Here is a 20095-nt window from a genome sequence, read left to right as displayed (position 1 = left end):
AAACAGTCATATAATTACGATATAGATAGGAATAGGCATGAACACGATAGTTCTGTGTATGTTTATTTTGACGAAAAGGATTATCATAACCACATGATTTATTGTTGCTGTGGTGCATAAAAAAACCTGTATAGGGATGACTTATGTATAAATAAACAATCAGCCAACTATTTGTATTATCGCTAGACCAAAAGGCGCCCATTATGCTTAATTTTGATTATCGTAACCCTACTCATGTTGTTTTCGGTAAAGACCGTATCGCAGAGTTAGACCAACTTGTCCCAGCCAATGCTCGAGTATTAATCACTTACGGTGGCGGCAGCGTACAACGTTTTGGCACACTAGATAAAGTTAAAGCCGCATTAGGTAACCGCACAGTATTTGAATTTGGCGGTATTGAAGCGAACCCTAAGTACGACACTCTTGTTAAAGCAGTTGAAGTTGCTCGTAAAGAAAACATCGACTTTTTACTCGCTGTTGGTGGTGGTTCAGTGATGGACGGCACCAAATTTATTGCCCTTGCAACTCAGTTTGATGGCGATACCACTACATTGCTGCATCACGGTTTTACGCCTGTGCCAGTAGCAAATGATAAGGTTATTCCTCTTGGTGTTATTGCTACCCTGCCTGCTACGGGTTCAGAAATGAATGCCTTTGCTGTCGTCAGTTATCAAGGTGGCAAGTTCCCAGTAAACCACCCATGTGCCTACCCAACATTTGCCATGCTGGATCCTGAACTCACTTTCAGCTTACCAAAAATCCAAGTCGCAAATGGTGTTGTTGATGCATTTGTACATGTACTTGAGCAATATGCGACTTACCCAGTTGATGCCCGCGTGCAAGACCGTATGGCAGAAGGTATTTTGCGAACTCTCATTGAAATTGGCCCTATCACTGTTGAAGAGCCAACAAACTATGATGCTCGCGCAAACTTAATGTGGAGTGCTACATCGGCCTTAAATGGCATGATAGGCACAGGCGTTCCATTAGATTGGTCTACTCACATGATTGGCCATGAGCTAACCGCACTTTTCCATATAGACCATGCACAAACATTAGCAGTCGTATTGCCATCACTATGGCGTGTGTTGAAAGAACAAAAACACGCTAAATTAGTGCAATACGCAGCACGTGTTTGGGATATCACTGAAGGTGATGAAGTTAGCCGAGTAGAGCAAGCCATCGACAAAACTGAGGCCTTCTTCAAACAAGTCGGTTTACCAGTGCGTTTACGCGATCATGGTGTCACTCAAGAGCAACTCTCTCAAGTCGTCGATGCATTAGAAGCACACGGCATGACAGCACTGTCTGAAAGCGGCAAAGTAGATTTGGCCACCAGCCGTAAGATTTTAGACATGGCGTGGTAATGAGCTTGTAATCGAAGCAACATTTGGTTGCTTCGACTTAACCTCAACTAAAAAGGGCTTAACAATGACATACATTGTTAAGCCCTTTTTGATTGGCCTGTCTTTCTTCGTTAATGCGGCGTCACATTTGAAAATAAATTCATTATCACCACACCAATCAGAATAAACCCCATGCCCACCAGTGCACCTAAATCTAACTTTTGACCGTACATCACCCAGGCTATTAAGGTAATAAGCACAATCCCAAGGCCTGCCCACGTGGCATAAGCAATACCGACCGGGATCCCTTTTAATGCCAGAGATAGAAAGTAAAAAGACAATACATAGCCCACAATAACTACAATTGAAGGTGCTAATTTTGAGAATCCATCACTGGCTTTAAGCGCTGAAGTGGCCAACACCTCAGTTAAAATGGCTACACTTAACAATATCCAACTTTTCATTTTTACTTTCTATAAAGACAAAACAGCAGCGGAGTATAAAGACTAAATAATAAAAAAACAGCTTTCGATTTTAGAACTGTTACTTAACTCTACACATGGTCAATCGTGACTATTTCTTGTATTTACATTGGCTATCGGTTTATGTTGTTAATATGTTAACTGACATTGCATCTATTTGACGGTGTAATAAGACTTAAACGATATTAATAATTGGACTGGGTGGTTGAGTGCAGGGACTTACAGCTATTTTTCTATTGGTATTGGTATCGATCTATTCGATGCATATGCCTGCAACCGCGGCTAGGTTAACAGCCCAAGGAGATAGAGGTACTACACAACAAAGCAGCTTAGCATTAGAGCAATGCAAAGCCCGTATAAAACAGATTTCTCCTCAAGCCAGCCTGAGCTTTTGCAGCCAACAACTCAAAATATTAGATATTGATAAATACCCCATCATCGCCGCCAAGTTACAACTTATCTTATATGATATTAACCAAGAGTTAGGTGATAAAGTCGTTGCGGAACAAATGCTTGATGACGTTAAAAATAGCGCTACTTTTACTCAAAATGTCGAAATTCAATATCTCTGGCTACGTAAGAAAGCCGCTGAAAAACTTTATAGAAAGTCCTATCAAGAAGCTAAAACCTTATTTGAACAAGCTTTTAGCATTGCTAAAGCCCAAGAGTCTGAAATTTGGTTGGCGAAAAGCTATAACGATTTAGCACTAACTGAACAGTATTTGAATCAATATGACAAAGCATTAAGTTACTACCAGAAGAGTTTAGCGATTAAAGAGGCCTTAGGTAATGACTTTTATACTGCGATAACCCTCAACAATCTTGGTCTGATTTATAAAAAGCTCGAAAAATTTAAAGATTCCCAGCGCTATTTTGAACTATCACTTAAACATTACTTACGCTACACCACTCATAATGTAGATCTTCATGTTATCGGTTATATGTCGCATCTCTACGGAAACCTTGCTGAAATATATAATATAAACAATGAATTCAATAAGAAAAATTTCTACAGTAATAAGGTCATCGAAGCATACAACGATAACCTTGTCGGTGACGACAGGCTGTCTGCGCTAATTAATGTCGCGACGATCCATATCAATGCCAATGAATTTACTCCAGCCCTACATGTCGCCGATACATTATCGGAATATTTAACCCGCGATGACCATTCGTTTCATGATGTAATTTTCTATTTAAAAGCCCAAATAGCCACACATCAAAAAGATGCGACTCAAGCCATAAAATTTATTGAAAGTGCAATGGACTATAGCGACACCAAACAAGACTCATTGCAAAAAATGAACATTTATCACTATGCCAGCGAGTTATATTATGACAACGGCCGCCCTTACGAATCTCTGGTTTATCTAAAGAAATATCAACAGTTACACGAAGCATTACTTGAAAAAAAATACAGTGAGAGCATCACAGTCATTCAAAGCGACATAGAGAATGAACGCGTGCAACGAGCATTAGCAGAAGAGCAAATTGCTAGTCAGCAGAAGAGCCAAAAAATAGATAAATTACTTAATTTAATCCTTGGCATTACCAGTATTGGCTTGTTAATTGGCTTTATTGTGAGCTTTTATATTTATAGAAAACGTAAAACCCAGCAGCATTTAATGACCATAATCGAGTCGCATAAACAGCAATTATTTTTATTATCTAATGACGATATAACAGAGCAAGACGACACCCAGCAGCAGGCAACTTTGTCATTGTCGCCGTCGGAATTAACGGCTTCATTTGCTGAGTTATTAGTGAATACGATGATTGATTGCATCAGTATTTGGGAGAAAAGTACCAAAACGAATAAAGTAGAATTAGCCGACAGAAGCCAAATTTGGACGATATCTATCGACTCTGGTCGCCTAAGAACACGCTCTTTAGATAAATACCTACACGTAAAAAAATTACCTGATAATCCACGTTGGCGCAATGTGGTTAAAACATGTCACTTCATCTTGTCTGAGTGCAACTTGTCTAACGATGATAGAACATTATTGACCTCGCACCTTGACCGAATTATGCAAGTGATCAAGAGCGAGTCTTTAGGCGTAACGTAATTGATTACTTTTGCGGCTTACCCACCTTTTTTGAGTAATGGTTGCTGTAGTTTTATCTCGCGAACACTGTCTCTTACTCTTGGCTTAAGTACATTTTTATACACACAACTAAACGTTAATCCTTCAGTCAATCGGTAATCACTTTGTTGTGCTGTCGCAGGATTTATCCCCATTAAAAAGCTATTAGGTGCAATAAACTTAGGCATTAGATTATTATTTTGATCTTTGATATTAATCGAAGCATAAGCATTACACATCGATACAGCCACAAGTCCTGCGATATTGATTCGATTTGTCACGCTATTGAGATCGGGTGAATTAACATTATTGTCTTGTAGCTTCATGAATGGGTCTATCACACCATGAAAACCACCTAAATCATCTATTTCGACTTCTGGTTGCTGCATCTGACGAGTATTCATCGACTGTGGTGCACCATTTGTTGCAGCTGCATGATCATTATGTAATGTCAGTTGTTTACTCATCATCCACTTTTCAATATCAAAGTACTGAGCACGGTAATGATATTGTTTAATCATATCCATCTCGCTCAGTTCAAAAGTGATTTCGGTTTTAATCGCTGTACTGACAGGCGTGAGTTCATTAAATGCAAGTTGGTGCGCAGATGCGCTACCAGCACAACTAAGCAGAGTGACTAGGGGTAATATGTATTTCATGTATTAAATATCCTTTTTAGAGTGAATGCATCACTTAGACGCTATGCATTTCCATTTTTATAGTCCACTAAATACTAGGGTAAACTTGGGTAAAACACAAAACACCCCCTTTTTAACCCTCTAACTTTGCTGACTTTTTTATCTTAACTGTTAGTTTTAAATCAGCTTAAGTCATTAAGCATGATTCAACACTTTACTAAACCAGAATAAGGAAAGTCAGGATGAGTATACTCAAAAAAACATTAATCAGTATGTGCCTAATGAGCGCATCAGGTATGGTCGCAGCCACCTCGATTACAGCAAACGTTACCGCAGACAATGATTTCATTGTGGTACATTCACCAGGTAATGGTAGTACACCTACGGTGGTTTACCGTGGGGCCAATGGCAGTAATTGGAAAAAGATTGAATCACTCAAGTTCGACATTGATAGTAGTCCACAATCATTAAAGACCTGTTCAGTGAGTGTTATTGCGTGGGGGGATGGTGCAGTGTCACAAGGTATGGCAGCCATCTTTAAGGGTGATAATACTATTTATACAGGCTCTGGCCACTTTAAGGCATATCAATCAACGACTCCATCGTCCGGTTGGGCACAAACTGGAGGGCCTAATGCCAGTCAAATTAATGCATTAATTGCAGGTTCTTTAGCTAATGGCCAATCGCCTTACCTGTTGCCTGGTTCTGTCGCGGGAGGCACCTCACCCTGGGGAACCATGAACTTCCCTCTAGCCAGTAATGTTAATGCGAATAATTTCCGTTGGGCTTGGTCGACGAGTAATCTAGCAAAAAAAACCTATTCAGTATTTACCGCAGCCTGTGGTGACATCGTTAAAGAGATACCTGTCGCCGTCCATATGCCTGGAGAACACTTCCAATGTTATGGCGTACAGAAAGGAGATGCCCTTCGTGAAGAAACCATCATGATAGAGGACCAGTTTGGTAAAACGCGTGCCGTTTTGGGTAAGCCAGTCTTGTTATGTAATCCTTCAAGCAAGATCCACAACGACAAGATGTATAAAATTCGAAATGAAAAGCGCCATATGGTTTGTTATGACTTAATCAAGCAAAACAAAGTAAGAAACTACAATCTAGAAATCAATAACCAGTTTGCACCTGATCAGATAGTCAATGATCAACGTGAGTTGTTCTGTGTTCCTTCGAGTAAAAAACACTTAAAGCCAATCAAACCAGGAAAACCCGGTAAGCCGTTCCCAAGAGAAATGAAAAGAGCAGAAATAAAACCATTAAAGCAACTATAAACCTACATTGATAAAGGGTTATACATAGTCAGTGAGTCCCTTCACTGACTATTTTTTATTGGTGAAAAATAACAAAAATACAAAATACGTTCTTGCGCATAGAAATCTACACGCCCATCTCAACCGCTTTTTTAGGAGTAAAACTACTGCCTACAGATGCAATAATGACTAAACCAATGGCAGCCCATTGCAACAGATTCAATTGCTCACTTAAAATAATTAAGCCCGCTAATGCGGCAATCGCAGGTTCTAAACTCATTAGTACGCTAAAAGCCTGTGTCGGCATATTGCGTAGCGCGACCATTTCTAACGAATAAGGTAAGGCACTGGATAGTACCCCCACTAATAACCCTAGCGGTAGCACTTCCCAGCTCAATAACGCTAAGCCTTGGCTAACTGCACCAACGGGCACGAGTACCACTGCGGCAACCGTCATGCCTAGCGCCACTGTAATGCCACCAGATGCTTGCTTGCCAGTGCGAGTACCAAACAAAATGTAACCTGCCCAACATGCCCCTGCACCTAATGCCATTAATGCACCTGTAAAATCAAGCCCTTGTGCACTAGATAGGTCAGGTAGCAGAAGTAAAATCCCCGCAATGGCACAACCAACCCAGAATAAGTCACTTTTTCGTTTAGAGCCAAACAAGGCTACTGCCAAGGGGCCGGTAAACTCAAGCGCTACCGCAATTCCCAATGGAATACGCTCAATGGCTAAGTAAAACAGGATATTCATCCCGCCTAAACACAGACCATAAATAATAATACTCTGCCAATCTCTGCCTTGAGGTAATGCCCGCCATGGACGAAACACTAACCAAAGTACGGCAGCGGCAAAACCTAAACGTAATGCAGTTGTACCTTCAGGTCCAACCAAGGGGAAAAGTTGCTTCGCTAAAGAAGCACCCGATTGAATGGTCACCATTGCCAGCAAAACACTACCGACTGCGGTCAGAAGTACACGATTGATTTGCATATAAAATACGCCAAAAAATTAAAAATGAGTGCTGGCATTCTACCTGAGGCACGTCAAACACTGCAGCAAATATTACTAGTAGATACAGAAGTCATACCATTGAGGCAACGATAAAAATAACTAACATAATTGGTAGTATGTAAAGACAACCAGCCTATTAAGCAAAAATCCAACTATTCAATAATCGACCCGGCATAATAGCAAAAGTGCCAGCAACGATGAGACCACCACAATACAGTATAATCATGCTTCGTTTATGCCCTCGAACATTACCTTTTTTGATATAGAAATATGCCGCTGGGACGGCATAAAGTGTTAATAAACTCAGTAAGTGTATATACCCAAAGTGATTCAAAAAACGACTTCCAAGCTGGGCAGGCATGAACAATGACACGATGGCGGTAAACAGCATCAGTACCATATAAACTTTACCTAAAACTTTGTGCTTAGCTGTACCTTTTCGAACAATAAGTAGATATGTGCCAATGATAAATGCTGGTACGACTGTAACTAAATGTAGATAAGCTAAGTTGATGTAATCCATTTTTTATTTATTCCCTGATAACGACATTGATACTTGCAGAATTATTTAGCACTACGAAGTCGCTCTGTGGTCATGATGTGGTTAACATTAACCCCAGCATACCAAGACCAAATCCAAATACAGCCCCCATTGGCGGAGCCCAACGTTTTTCTAGTTTTACCTGGGGAGCCAAATCTTGGAATATTGAATAAAGAATACCACCAGAGGCAAAAAGCATAACCGCTGCAATCACTTTAGGTGACTCTGATAACCACAAATAGCCAGACATTGCCGCAATAGGACCCAGCATTGCCATTAAACAAAACATAAGGATAATTTTTTGGGGCTGATAAGCAGAAGAGGCATTTAGTTCACGATAGGCACTAAATCCTTCTGGCACGTTTTGTAATGCGATTAACGCTGCAAGTAAAAATGCATTACTGTTTCCCGTCGCAAATGCTGCACCAAGAGCAATGGATTCAGGAATAAAATCAGACAGCATTGCTGCCAGTTGACTAGCGGGGGTGGCTATTTTGTTAAGATAAATATCAAGGGCCATAAAGCTAAGCCCACCGACCATAAGCCACAAACAAGCAGCTAGTGGCTTAAGATGTACTATCCCTTCAGGAACCAAGACTAAAGCAACGGCAGACAATAGGGCCCCACCGCCAAAGGCCATTACACTATGCCTAAACTCCTGTTCAAGCCACTCACTGCTCACTTTTTCAAAATGGGCAATTAAGGCTCCTAGCGGCATAGCTAAACCAGCAAACAGTGTGGTAGCTATAACAATTAACAGCAAAGACATAATTTAATCCTTTAAAAAATACGCTGCTGTACCCTGTCATAACAGAACGAAGCCATGACGCTATTTGAGACAATATGAATGCAGCGAATACCTACAGTATTGTGGTAATTTAAGCCAATTTTTTATTTATGGTTGATCAATCGCCTGGTGAAACGCCTTGATAAAAAGAGTATAGTTTTCGAACTGTGGCATGTGCCCTAATCCTTCTAACTCAATCAATACAGAATTTTTAATCAAACTTTGCGCATTGATACCGAGTTTTTTATACTCGCCTAATTGCCTAGTTACACCCTGTTTCAACCACCCTTTTCCGGGGCCAGTTTGATCTCTGGTACCAATAATTAATACAGTTTGGTTGGTGATTTGTGACAATCTATCGACAATATTTTCTGAAAAAATAGGTCCATAAGTTAATGCATTATTCCAAGCAATAACTTGCCAATCATCTCCTGCAAGCATGCCTTTGACTGGTACTAATAACGTCTCGTACTCGCTTGACCATTTACCATCATAATAATTTTTCTTCTGATAGTTTCTCGCTTTATCAAGCGTTTTATCAAGCTCATTTTTATAAAAGAAGTTAACGTCTTTAAACTCGACATACTTACTGTAATCTTCTAAACCAATAGGATTAATCAGAATGAGTTTATTAACCGAGCCAGCATAGTTAACAGCAAATGTCGTCGCTAACATCCCACCCATTGAGTGACCGACAAGATCGAATTTTTGCACATGTAAACTATCCATTAATAACTTGGTATTTAATGCTAGCTGGCCAAAACTATACTGGTAGAAATCGGGTTTTGAAGATTTACCAAAACCAATTTGATCCGGAATAATAACGCGGTAGTTTCTTTTTAACAGATCGTTGGCAATTCTTTCCCAGTAGTAGCCTGAAAAGTTTTTACCATGCAATAAGACAATGACTTTTTTTGCATTTTTATCGCCTATATCCATATAGCGCATCTTTAAAACTTTATCTTGGGAGTTAAGATTAAATGTTTTAACGTCAAAGGGATAATCAAACCCATCTAACTCTTTATTGTACTTAACAGGACTTGCTGCCAATGCTTGTGATAGCAACGCCAATATGGCAAATAATAGAAAATAATATTTCTTCATATCAATCTCACTTATAAATTATTATGTTAACTGATATTCAACTTTTAACGCTATGAAACCATGAAACCATGAAACCATGAAAAAATATCATTAATTATATCAACCCACTATAGCAGATGTGACGGATGAGATATCCATATGACCTCGAGACTATTGCTACTAACGCAGCGATCGTCAGCAACTGTGTGCATACGGGCTAACCTTGTTCGTAAAGAATATTTTTATGATACTTTTCAAGTGCCTATATAGTAAATCTATTATTCAAGATACTTTTCGCATATTGATGAAATATCTAAGCTTGGATTAAACAAAAAATCTTCACCCATAATCGAAGTCATTTGTGATTCGACCACCAGAGGATTAGTGATTTTAAATAATTGACGTTTGTTTAGCAGACTGCGTATTAAACACTCGCAATGCCATCGATAAAAAAGTTGATCAAACTTACCATTCTCAATCATTCTCAATAAACCAATCTTAATTCTCTTTGCTAACCTCGGTTTTTTAGGAGAGACATAATAATATGTGGCAAGTGGGATATTGAGCACAATATGTTCATCAACGATTAATTCAGGATAAAGCTTTTGAAATAACTCAACCTCTTGATAAGCCTCATTTACACCACGGCCAAATGTGACAAAACGTCTTTTTGAAAGCATATTAAATAAACTATCATACTGAGCACTCTCCACCACATTGAATCCAGCTTGTTTCATGGCGACTCTCGTCGACCACTGACTGCCTGAACCGGTTTGCAGCATCATCAATTGCTCTAACGAACTAATATTGGCTAATAAGTCTTTATTTTCATTTTTAATAATAAAAACTCTCAGCCCTTGAATGCCTTTACGGATAGGGATGGGGATGGGAATGAGTTTAGTATTCCATTGTTCATTTGATGCTTCAGCCATGACATTAATGGTTTGGCCATCCTGCAATGATCTAAATATTCGATTTCGACTCATCACCAAATTAGTCACTTCAATAGAAGCATCACCAAAATCGGCATTAGTCTCGTTAATAATTAAATCTAACAGTTCATAAGTGTATTGATAGCGTTGATCACTTTCTGAGACGGAGTGATTGATAACAAATTTATCCACCGCATAAACACGTGGGACAAAAGCCAAGCCACATAAATTCAAAACAAGTGAATACACACAAAAACGTAATAAATTAAAATCCATTTTAACTCTCTCATTTTTCAAGTAAACCTCATTTATTTAATGTTAATACCGTATCCAGATAATGGTAAAGGTTAGCTTTACTGCATAACGATATAACCTAACCACATAATTTTTTATACCCAGATACACCACAAACTACGCGAAATAACGGCTTATTAAATGGGTCATGCAATTACATCCGCTATTTATATAGCAGACTTCCCTGTGCTTGAATTATCTATGTCGTTGATGCAAATATTAAGTTTAATAGCTAAAAAGTTCACCATATCCGCGAAGGTATCCACAAATCGCTGGATTTAACTTAGCACACAACTTACATCTCTTCCTTAACTTGACCATAAGCCAACATCGCAAACAGTCCTGTTCCGCCAATAATATTACCCATTAGCATGGGAGTAATATGATGCAACAACGCAGTAAAAAAATTCATTTCCTCATTTAGCACTAGGCTAAATATCTCAGTAGAACCGGCAATAACATGAGTAAACTCTCCGGCTGCAATTAACCATGTAAACATTATAATAACCAGCACTTCAGACCCTTTTGCCGAGGGTAACATCCACACAAGTACGGCAATAAAAAAGCCAGCTGGAATGCCACGCATTAATGTTTCTGATGGCGTCAACTCTGCGACATGCCGTGATATTTGTAATATTGCGGTAAGGATATCTTCTGTCAGTACACCACCGTGAACAAAAATAGCCGCAGTAAAGAACGTACCAACAAAATTAGCGCCCAACACCACAGCCCATAAACGTGCGGTGCAAACAAGACGATTTGTTGTGGTGCTGGCGAGCAGTGGCAGCACTACCGTTATAGTGTTTTCAGTGAAAAGCTGCAGCCTGGCGAGAATGACTAATACGAAACCGAAAGTGTATCCAAGGCTTTCAATAAGTGACAAATAAGGGTGATCGGAGCCAAGATTGCTGCGAATAATACCTTCGGCCAATACAGATGATGAAATACCGATGCCTGCTGCTATTCCGGACCACCACAACGACATCAATGGGCGCTCTAATTCTTCCTGACCTTCACGCAGAATAATTGAATAGACCGTAAGCGATGAAAGGCTGCCATGCTCAACCACAGCTTGACGCTCTGAACCGGTTAACGCTATCTCTGTTTGCGTTGGCTCATTCTCCCGAGCCTCACGCTTAACGGCCTTGTCACTAGACTGCATATCGTCGGTGGTTGACTGTTTAATATTGTGGGTCGGGACAGGCCCATGCTGTGTCATATTGTTATCCTTTTCTAGCCTAAACCTAGTTTGATGTACCCATTAAACCCCTAAAAAATAGACGTCTTAACTCATCTATTCAACAAGTGTTGTAGGCCATACAAACAGTTAAACTATCTTATTCTTAATCGATAATACTTTGATACGATGCTTATTGATGACCCTTTTTAGGCAACGAATGATAAGCACTCTTTACTGCATCATAGCCATATATCCGTTCTAATTTTCGAACAATAAAATGACCTCTCGCCATGTCTTGAAAGTGATCAATAAACAAAGTGTTGATTATGGCACCACCAGCGGCACCGATTGCGGGTACGGCTTGTGCCGCGGCTTTTTGCGTAACTTGAACCCCAAATTTTTCAGCGATTTTTGTAATTAATTTGATTAAAATAGGTGCGGCTTCATCGGTAATACCTTTTTTAACCATAAACTCAGCGGCTTCAGAAACCGATTTTGCTAGGGCAGCCCTTACTGCAAAATATCCTGACTCACTACCATCATCTAAATCACTTTCGCCGCCCAATGCAAATACCTCTAAACAAGCCATTTTTGTTTCCAGAGTGGTGATTAACTCACCTTCACTTCGAGCAATATCAGCGATAGAACGCAACATGATTGATGTTGAAATAGGAAGCTCAACAGCTATCGCAGCTAATCCAAAGAAACCACCCACACCACCACTCGCAGCAACGCCTAATTTATGCCAAAGATTGGACGACTGTTCTCCGGGAATGTCTTTCATGGTGAAAATGGCTGCTTCAGACGCTTTAATAAGTGACTTTTCGGTTACTTTCGCGATATTTTTATTCCAGTTATCAGGTAATAACGCTAAGCCTTTTTCAATAGGAGTGCCGATAAAATTAGTTATTTTTACCGCAAGCCCTGGGTTTTCTAATAGCGACTTAGCAACTAAAAGCTCTTTTTTATGTGTTGCTGAAATATTCAAATAACCCCCCTTAGTTGTTAAGTAAAATAATCTTGCAGTTATGTACTGCACTTTAAAAAGTATTTAGAACCAATTTGAAGTAAAAGGCCATTGGTTGCAAATCAAATTAAAGCACTTATTAAACAATACTCCCTCAACAACTTTCGATTCAAAACAGCGAACACCGCTTTATGGCTTAAACGGATCTCAAGTTAACTCAGCAAAAGTGACTTTGTGGGCTGCTGAATGATGGGGAAATGTAGTTGAGAGTTATTTATCTACTGGGGGTAGATAATCGCGACCATTTTTAGACAAATTACTCACGCCTTCAGTGGTGTCATTTAGTGCGCTGCCATAATTATCACGGCAGTAAACACAAGGGCTCATTTTGTTCACGAAGCGGCCTTTTTTAGTGTATTTGCGCAAATAGGCGTGAGAGATCTCAACATTACCTCGATGCAGCCCAATGGCACTACTTAATTTCAGCCTCAAATCGCTTACTGCTGCATCTTCGGCACACATAGTGTCATTTGCACGACCCCAACCGATAATTTCATTGTTGGGATCGCTATGTAAATATTTAGCCGCAACCCAAGGACCACTGTGGTGCCCGGTTGACTTACCATCAGGAAAATTAGAAGGACGATTTGCTAGCTCATAAGCGATGAGTTCAAGTTTATCGATCGGGGCACAATTTTGTAGCGTGTCATGGAATGCCGGGCGTATAGTCGTAATAAAATAATTATGGTTGTGACTAATTTTTAAATCTTGGCAAGGGTGTTCGCCTTCGACTGTATTAATGCTTTCTATCTCGGCTACTGCATTACTGCAGGCCGATATTTTGTCACCTACAGCCAGTTCTACAGCCTTTACCCACGTTTCAGAACTAAGGAAAAAAAGATGTTCTTCTACAACAAGCATCGACGTTTTTAATTCACCAATAATATACTCAATCTTGATCATAACGTCTGCGATACTTCTATATAGTGGTTAAATAGGATTAAGTTAATATGCATCAAACCTAGGAATAAAAAATCTGCCACTCAGCCAATATTGGGCTTGTTCAACACCTAAAATAAACACCCGCTCGGCCTTAAAGTTATGAGTGTATCTGTAATCGCTTCCAAGCCGCATGATATTTAGCCACTCTTTGAAGATCTTTTACCTCAACAACCTCTAAACGTAAAATATTAATATTATCTTCAATGTCTGCCATTTTAACTTTTATCGCAATTGGGTTATCAATAATACGACCTATAAATTGATCGTAAGTTTCACCAGCCACCTTAGATAACAATTGCACAGCGTTTACAACATCAGGTGGGATACCTTGTGTTAATAAATCGTCAGCGGTGTAATCAGAGTCTTCAATAACATCATGAAGTAAAGCCACAGCCATTTCGTATTCAGTATCCATTTTTGCCATAACTCTAAGAGGATGAAGAATATACGTTTTGCCTGCTTTATCCTGTTTCCCAGAATAAGCTTTTAAAGCTATTTCTAAAGATTTTTCGATTATGTTCATACTTCCTCTTCAGCGTTAACGCCTTGGATAAGAAGGCCTAAGATGATAGTGAGGCCTGTCCTTACTGATTATATTTCAATGGTTCAAACCTATAATGTCCCGTTATTTTATAATCAAAAATCATGTCATCTATTTTAGGCCCACTGCCAATATTATGAACAATCATTGGGTTACCTGTTACAGAATTAACTTGATCGATAACCATACCAATATGGGGTAAATTGCCAGGCAGCATCCAAGTAACGATATCGCCAACAGCATAGTCAGCTTTATGAGTACTGATGATTAGAGATTTACCCTGTCTTTCAAAGAAGGTCTGTAAATTAGGCACTCGTCGATGATCTATATTTTTATCGGTTGAATGCAGACCCCATAGCCGCTTAGACGGATAAAGAGCAAAGTTTACGCTCATATCTTCATGGACTAATTGTTGTAAATCAGTGCCTATTCCCCGATAAGCGCGAATAATGACATCTGTACATACTCCCGTGTTTTTAGGTACATCTCCATTTGGATAGGCTATCGATACATAAGCACCGTCATAAAAAACCTGATGAGTCGTTCTGTCTATTAAACTCACGGCGATATCGTGATTAAAGTCTGAAGCATCAACCGTGGAACTCACAAGTAACAACAAGATTAACGCTAACTTTCTCATGGACCATCCTTAGATACATAACGTTCACACACCAGCGAATCTGTTGAAACCAAAACAAAACGTCTAACTAAAAGCACATGTATTGGTGCTAAATTATAATCTTAAAGCTTATCTAGCTAGCGGACGACTTCGATTTTAACGTTAATTAGGCCAGTAGATAAATTGCCTATACTGCTAAAAGCAGACTTTGACAGGTCAATAATGCGTCCTTTAACAAAGGGGCCACGATCATTGATTTTAACTATAACGCTTTTACCATTGTTGGTATTGGTGACTTTTACATTTGATCCAAAAGGTAATTTTTTATGAGCAGCTGTTTTTTGATTATGCTGATATAAATCGCCGCTAGCGGTTTTCTTATTTTGATGTATATCTGAGTAATATGAAGCTTGGCCAGACTCAGTAAAACCTATCGCATCGCCACTAGTACTTGATTGCATCGAAGAGCAACCCGCTAAAAATAGGCAAAAAGTTAGCAATAGAATTTTTTGTGCAGTAGCTACCATGATTTGTCTTTTAGTTTGTTTACATAACGAGCTAAAAATCACTCGTTTTATTGTAATTTAATAATGTTAAGCACACTAACCGACTTTGAATAGTGATTCAAATGAAACCGCTATTTTGATTCGTCATTGGCTAAACCCATAGAAAAACCTATCACAAAATCAATAAAAAACACCTTGTCAGTTACCTAACAAGGTGTTTTATGTCTGCCATCAACGAGTGTATTAACACTCGAATGATAGATTTACTCTTTGTACTTTAAAGTACCATCGGCTTTGATTTCGTCGTACCACACATTGTGGTGCTGAGAAGCCCAGTTTTCGTCGCAATAGCCCGAAACCATACACTCCATACCGCCTTCACTAAGCACTGTCGCCATCCAAATATGTACGATGGTAAATGCGATTAAAATCGTCGCACTGAGTCCATGTATCAATAAGGCGAGCATTGATAGTTCACGCGGTAAATCTAGCATAGGAAACACTAGCATGATGCCAGTAATACTGATGCTAAGACCGAAAAGAGCTAAGGTCCAGAACCACATTTTTTCACCCGCGTTGGCAAAACCACTGTCTGGGTGCTTGCCTTTAAACGGGCCAAAATTAATGTAGCCACCAACCACTAAAAACCATTTCAAGTCATACATTTTGAAGGTTTGTAGTGGCATCCACTTAATAATACACAACAGCCAAGACACCATAAAAATGGGGCTAGACCAGTCATGGGCAAATTTACTAAAGGCAATAATCCCAGCCCAAATACCGTCACCGACATAAGGGGCTAAGACATGGCGTCCCAGCATAATGACCAAACCAGTTAGCATCATGATTAGGCACGATATTGCCATAACCCAATGTAACCAGAGATCGCTTTTGCTCCAGCGAAGTACCATTTTACCCGAAAAGCCTTTACTCAGTTTTGATGGACCATTAACGAAGTAAAAGACTAAAAAGGCTGCAAAAACCCCAACAACGGCTAAGCCGAGTGCAGGTTTCAGGTAAGTATTTCGCAATATCTTGCCTTCATTCCCAGCGACATTTATCAGCACATCAGCATCGAGGCCTTTGTCTGTACTGTATCCAGGTTCGCCGGCTTTTACTGCGCGCCAGAGATCTGCATCACTGGTTTTAGACTTTGCTTGTTGTTGGCTTGATTGTTCATCAGCGGCATACACCGGTGATGTAACCAACCCCAATCCCATACACAGAACGAACAGAGCAAACATCCTGCGCAGTGATTTGTTTAACGTTAAAGTTAACATTGTCACTCCTTATATGACTGCGAAAATTATCGCAGCCATTGCTCTGGGTTAAATCATTTCGCCTGTTTTAGGATTGTAGCCCCAAATCACATTTGGATTACCGCGTGCAGCCATACGTTGACGGTAAATGTCAGACACTATGCCTGCATCACCAGCCAACAATGCTTTGGTTGAACAAAGTTCAGCGCACATTGGTAATTTGCCTTCTGCAATACGGTTTGAACCGTATTTTAGACGCTCAGCTTCTGAGTGATCTTCTTCTGGGCCACCAGCACAGAAAGTACACTTATCCATTTTGCCACGGCTACCAAATGCAGTCTTTTTAGGGAACTGCGGTGCACCAAATGGGCAAGCATAGAAGCAATAGCCACAACCGATACAGGTATCTTTGTTATGTAGCACAATGCCGTCTTCGGTACGGTAGAAACAGTCGGCCGGACATACAGCCATACACGGTGCATCGGTACAATGCATACATGCTACTGAGATTGACGCTTCTCCTGGTTCACCATCATTAAGCGTTACCACGCGGCGACGCTGAATACCCCACTCTAAAGCAGAGTCGTTTTCGTTTTTACATGCTGTGACGCAACCGTTACACTCGATGCAGCGTTTGGTGTCACACAGAAATTTCATGACTGCCATAATGGCTTATCTCCTCATCAAGTGTTTAGGCTTTGCTTATTTGACACAAGCTAGACTTGGTCTCTTGCATTTGCGTTACGACATCATAACCATAGGTCATTACGGTATTGGCAGATTCGCCAATCACATAAGGCACTGTTCCTTCAGGGTAGTTTTTGGCTAAACTCTTGCCTTCAAATACGCCTGCAAAGTGGTACGGCATAAAACATTCACCTGCAATAACACGTGGTGTCACCATTGCCTTAACGGTAATTTTGGCACCTTCTGGACTGTGAACAAATACGTCATCACCATCACGTAAACCGCGATCTGCAGCATCTGCTGGGTTGATCTCGATAAACATTTCTTGCTGTAGTTCTGCAAGCCATGGGTTACAACGGGTTTCTTCACCACCACCTTCGTATTCAACCAAGCGTCCGGTTGTTACTGCTAGTGGATAGTCGGTAGCAAAATCCTTGTCTTGAATGGTTTTATAAAGCGTTGGTAGACGAGCCACCATACGGTCTTCATAAGTAGGGTATTTAGCCACTAAGTCACGACGAGGGGTGTATAACGGTTCGCGATGTAATGGAATGTCGTCAGGGAAGTTCCACACAATACAACGCGCTTTAGCGTTACCGTAAGGAATACAACCATGCTTAATTGCCACACGTTGAATACCGCCAGAGATATCAGTTTTCCAGTTTTTACCTTCAGCTTTGACTTTTTCTTCAGCTGTTAGGTCGTCCCACCAGCCAAGCTGCTTAAGCATGTCGGCAGTAAACTCTGGGTAACCATCTTCAATTTCAGATCCTTTAGAGAAAGAGCCTTCAGCAAGAATGTTATTGCCTTCGTGCTCCACACCATAACGCGCGCGGAAGTTACCACCACCGTCTTTCACTTCACGTCCAGTGCGATACAAGATTTGCGTGCCTGGGTGCTTGTTTTCTGGTGTACCCCAACATGGCCAAGGTAAACCATAGGTTTCGCCTTTAGCTGGGCCGCCAGGTGCTTCAAGTGAATTAACGTCGAAGGTGCCCCAGTTTTCTTGGTGCATTTTCAAGCGCTCAGGGCTTTGCCCTGTATAACCAATAGTCCACATACCAGTGTTAAATTCACGGGTAATGTCTTCCACTAATGGCTCATCGCCATTAACCTTGATGTGCTTACAGAATTGGTCCGCAACGCCCCATTTTTTGGCCAGTTTATACATGATGGTGTGATCAGGTAATGACTCAAATAATGGTTCGATAACTTGCGTACGCCACTGCAGTGAACGGTTGGAGGCCGAAACCGAACCGTAGGTTTCAAACTGAGTTGCCGCAGGTAATAAATACACTCCATCTTGGCGTTCGTGCATAACACCCGCCATGGTTGGGAATGGATCAACGACCACAATGGTATCCATTTTATTCAGTGCTTCACGGATTTCACGACCACGAGTTTCGGTGTTAACAGACTGACCCCAAAAGAACCCCAGACGAATATTGTCTCGTTGAGCAATCTTGGTTTTGTCTTCTAACACACCATCATGCCAACGAGAACAAGGAATACCCGCAGATGTTTGTGGAGATTGGCCTAAGTATTCACCTTGGTCAAAACGCTCGGTGATCCACTTTGGTTCAAGGTCCCACACATTAGCCCAATGGTCCCATGCGCCAGACGTTAAGCCGTAGTAGCCTGGTAAGTTATCAAATAACAAACCAAAGTCAGTCGCACCCTGTACGTTATCGTGACCACGGAAAATGTTAGTTCCGCCGCCTTCTATACCCATGTTGCCAAGGGCAAGCTGTAAAATACAGTAAGCACGAGTGTTAGCATTACCAATGTGATGCTGAGTCCCCCCCATACACCATACGACAGTGCCGGGCTTGGTTTCTGCCATCATTTTAGCGACACGGTACATTTGTGCTTTTGGCACACCAGCGATGTGTTCGACTTCTTCAGGGGTGTATTTTTTCACTTCTTCTTTGATACGTTCCATGCCGTATACACGTTGAGAAATGAATGAATCATCTTGCCAGCCGTTTTCGAAAATGTGCCATAACAGACCATAAATAAATGGAATGTCAGTACCTGGACGAATATGGACATATTCATCAGACTTAGCCGCTGTACGGGTAAAACGTGGATCAACTACGATGATTTTGGCACCGCGTTCTTTACCAATCAAAATGTGTTGCATCGCCACTGGGTGAGCTTCACATGGGTTAGACCCAATAAACATCATGCATTTTGAATTGCGGATGTCGTTAAACGAGTTAGTTTGCGCACCGTAGCCCCAAGTGTTTGCAACACCGGCTACCGTGGTAGAGTGACAAATACGAGCAGAGTGATCGACGTTGTTAGTGCCCCACATTGCTGCTAATTTGCGATACATATAAGCTTGTTCGTTGGAAAACTTAGCGCTACCCATAAAGTAAACAGAATCAGGACCAGACTCTTGACGAATCGACTCCATTTTGTCGCCCACTTCATTAATAGCTTGATCCCATGATAGACGTTTCCACTTACCGCCTTCTAACTTCATTGGATACTTTAAGCGTTTTTCACCATGACCATGTTCACGCAGTGCTGCGCCTTTAGCACAATGGCCGCCTTGGTTAAATGGATGATCGAACGCAGGCTCTTGCCCTGTCCATACGCCATTTTGAACTTCAGCATACACTCCACACCCTACTGAACAGTGTGAACAAATCGTCCGTTTTATTTCGGTTGGTGCATCATGGGGAACATCTTTAGCTTCTGCTTTACGCATCATACCTGCGCCAAGCATTGAAGCCGCTGCAATACCACCGGTCGCCAAACTGGCAGACTTGAGGAATTGACGTCGGTTAAGACCTAGGCCTGACTTTTCAGCTTTGGTGGCCGTGTCTGTTTTGCGGGTTAATCGCATCACACACTCT

The 20095-nt window shown here is 40.8% G+C and carries 19 protein-coding genes; 3 read left to right on the top strand and 16 right to left on the bottom strand.

What is annotated here, in order from left to right; genetic code table 11:
• Positions 1 to 203 precede the first annotated feature (203 nt).
• A complete protein-coding gene (locus EGC82_RS01510; RefSeq protein ID WP_124729205.1) occupies positions 204 to 1367 on the top strand; it encodes an iron-containing alcohol dehydrogenase in 1164 nt (387 codons plus the stop codon).
• 110 nt (positions 1368 to 1477) lie between these two features.
• On the opposite strand, the gene EGC82_RS01505 is transcribed toward EGC82_RS01510, so the two are convergent.
• Positions 1478 to 1810, bottom strand: a complete 333-nt coding sequence (locus EGC82_RS01505) for a DMT family transporter (RefSeq protein ID WP_124729204.1) — start codon at positions 1808 to 1810, stop codon at positions 1478 to 1480.
• Positions 1811 to 2037: 227 nt separating this feature from the next.
• Here EGC82_RS01505 and EGC82_RS01500 point away from each other — a divergent pair, with 227 nt between their 5' ends.
• Positions 2038 to 3897, top strand: coding sequence for a tetratricopeptide repeat protein (locus EGC82_RS01500; RefSeq protein ID WP_124729203.1), 1860 nt, complete (start codon positions 2038 to 2040; stop codon positions 3895 to 3897).
• A 17-nt stretch (positions 3898 to 3914) separates the two neighbouring features.
• Here EGC82_RS01500 and EGC82_RS01495 read toward each other — a convergent pair whose 3' ends face one another.
• Positions 3915 to 4574, bottom strand: coding sequence for a hypothetical protein (locus EGC82_RS01495; protein ID WP_124729202.1), 660 nt, complete (start codon positions 4572 to 4574; stop codon positions 3915 to 3917).
• A gap of 221 nt (positions 4575 to 4795) precedes the next feature.
• Here EGC82_RS01495 and EGC82_RS01490 point away from each other — a divergent pair, with 221 nt between their 5' ends.
• A complete protein-coding gene (locus EGC82_RS01490; RefSeq protein ID WP_124729201.1) occupies positions 4796 to 5836 on the top strand; it encodes a DUF7450 family protein in 1041 nt (346 codons plus the stop codon).
• A 106-nt stretch (positions 5837 to 5942) separates the two neighbouring features.
• Here the strand turns inward: EGC82_RS01490 and EGC82_RS01485 are convergent, their stop codons facing one another.
• The 14 genes from EGC82_RS01485 to EGC82_RS01420 all read right to left on the bottom strand — a co-directional run bounded on the left by EGC82_RS01485 (position 5943) and on the right by EGC82_RS01420 (position 20085).
• Positions 5943 to 6812 carry an EamA family transporter gene (locus EGC82_RS01485; protein WP_124729200.1) on the bottom strand — a complete coding sequence of 290 codons (870 nt, stop codon included), beginning with the start codon at positions 6810 to 6812 and terminating at the stop codon, positions 5943 to 5945.
• 157 nt (positions 6813 to 6969) lie between these two features.
• On the bottom strand, positions 6970 to 7356 hold the full coding sequence (locus tag EGC82_RS01480; protein ID WP_124729199.1) for a DUF2306 domain-containing protein: 387 nt from the start codon (positions 7354 to 7356) through the stop codon (positions 6970 to 6972).
• Between the two features lie 70 nt (positions 7357 to 7426).
• Complete coding sequence (locus EGC82_RS01475) at positions 7427 to 8143, bottom strand: ZIP family metal transporter (protein ID WP_124729198.1); 717 nt, start codon at positions 8141 to 8143, stop codon at positions 7427 to 7429.
• 126 nt (positions 8144 to 8269) lie between these two features.
• A complete protein-coding gene (locus EGC82_RS01470; protein ID WP_124729197.1) occupies positions 8270 to 9265 on the bottom strand; it encodes an alpha/beta fold hydrolase in 996 nt (331 codons plus the stop codon).
• 257 nt (positions 9266 to 9522) lie between these two features.
• Positions 9523 to 10452, bottom strand: coding sequence for a hypothetical protein (locus EGC82_RS01465; protein WP_124729196.1), 930 nt, complete (start codon positions 10450 to 10452; stop codon positions 9523 to 9525).
• Between the two features lie 313 nt (positions 10453 to 10765).
• Positions 10766 to 11689, bottom strand: coding sequence for a formate/nitrite transporter family protein (locus tag EGC82_RS01460; RefSeq protein ID WP_124729195.1), 924 nt, complete (start codon positions 11687 to 11689; stop codon positions 10766 to 10768).
• A gap of 151 nt (positions 11690 to 11840) precedes the next feature.
• Positions 11841 to 12638: an EcsC family protein gene (locus EGC82_RS01455; protein ID WP_124729194.1), complete on the bottom strand. Its 798-nt coding sequence runs from the start codon at positions 12636 to 12638 to the stop codon at positions 11841 to 11843.
• A 249-nt stretch (positions 12639 to 12887) separates the two neighbouring features.
• Positions 12888 to 13580 carry a hypothetical protein gene (locus EGC82_RS01450; RefSeq protein WP_124729193.1) on the bottom strand — a complete coding sequence of 231 codons (693 nt, stop codon included), beginning with the start codon at positions 13578 to 13580 and terminating at the stop codon, positions 12888 to 12890.
• A gap of 136 nt (positions 13581 to 13716) precedes the next feature.
• Positions 13717 to 14142: a GTP pyrophosphokinase gene (locus EGC82_RS01445; protein ID WP_124729192.1), complete on the bottom strand. Its 426-nt coding sequence runs from the start codon at positions 14140 to 14142 to the stop codon at positions 13717 to 13719.
• Positions 14143 to 14203: 61 nt separating this feature from the next.
• Entirely contained in the window at positions 14204 to 14800 is a 597-nt protein-coding gene (locus EGC82_RS01440) for a DUF1287 domain-containing protein (protein WP_124729191.1), read from the bottom strand.
• A 116-nt stretch (positions 14801 to 14916) separates the two neighbouring features.
• Positions 14917 to 15306 (bottom strand): septal ring lytic transglycosylase RlpA family protein, encoded by a 390-nt coding sequence (locus EGC82_RS01435; RefSeq protein WP_124729190.1) that lies wholly within the window; start codon positions 15304 to 15306, stop codon positions 14917 to 14919.
• A 242-nt stretch (positions 15307 to 15548) separates the two neighbouring features.
• On the bottom strand, positions 15549 to 16565 hold the full coding sequence (locus EGC82_RS01430; RefSeq protein WP_124729189.1) for a formate dehydrogenase subunit gamma: 1017 nt from the start codon (positions 16563 to 16565) through the stop codon (positions 15549 to 15551).
• Positions 16566 to 16613: 48 nt separating this feature from the next.
• Entirely contained in the window at positions 16614 to 17210 is a 597-nt protein-coding gene (gene fdh3B, locus EGC82_RS01425) for a formate dehydrogenase FDH3 subunit beta (RefSeq protein WP_011635550.1), read from the bottom strand.
• 25 nt (positions 17211 to 17235) lie between these two features.
• On the bottom strand, positions 17236 to 20085 hold the full coding sequence (locus EGC82_RS01420) for a formate dehydrogenase subunit alpha (protein ID WP_124732530.1): 2850 nt from the start codon (positions 20083 to 20085) through the stop codon (positions 17236 to 17238).
• Between the last annotated feature and the right edge of the window lie 10 nt (positions 20086 to 20095).

Source organism: Shewanella livingstonensis (assembly GCF_003855395.1).
GTDB lineage: Bacteria > Pseudomonadota > Gammaproteobacteria > Enterobacterales > Shewanellaceae > Shewanella > Shewanella livingstonensis.
This window is presented reverse-complemented; position numbering and strand designations above follow the sequence as displayed.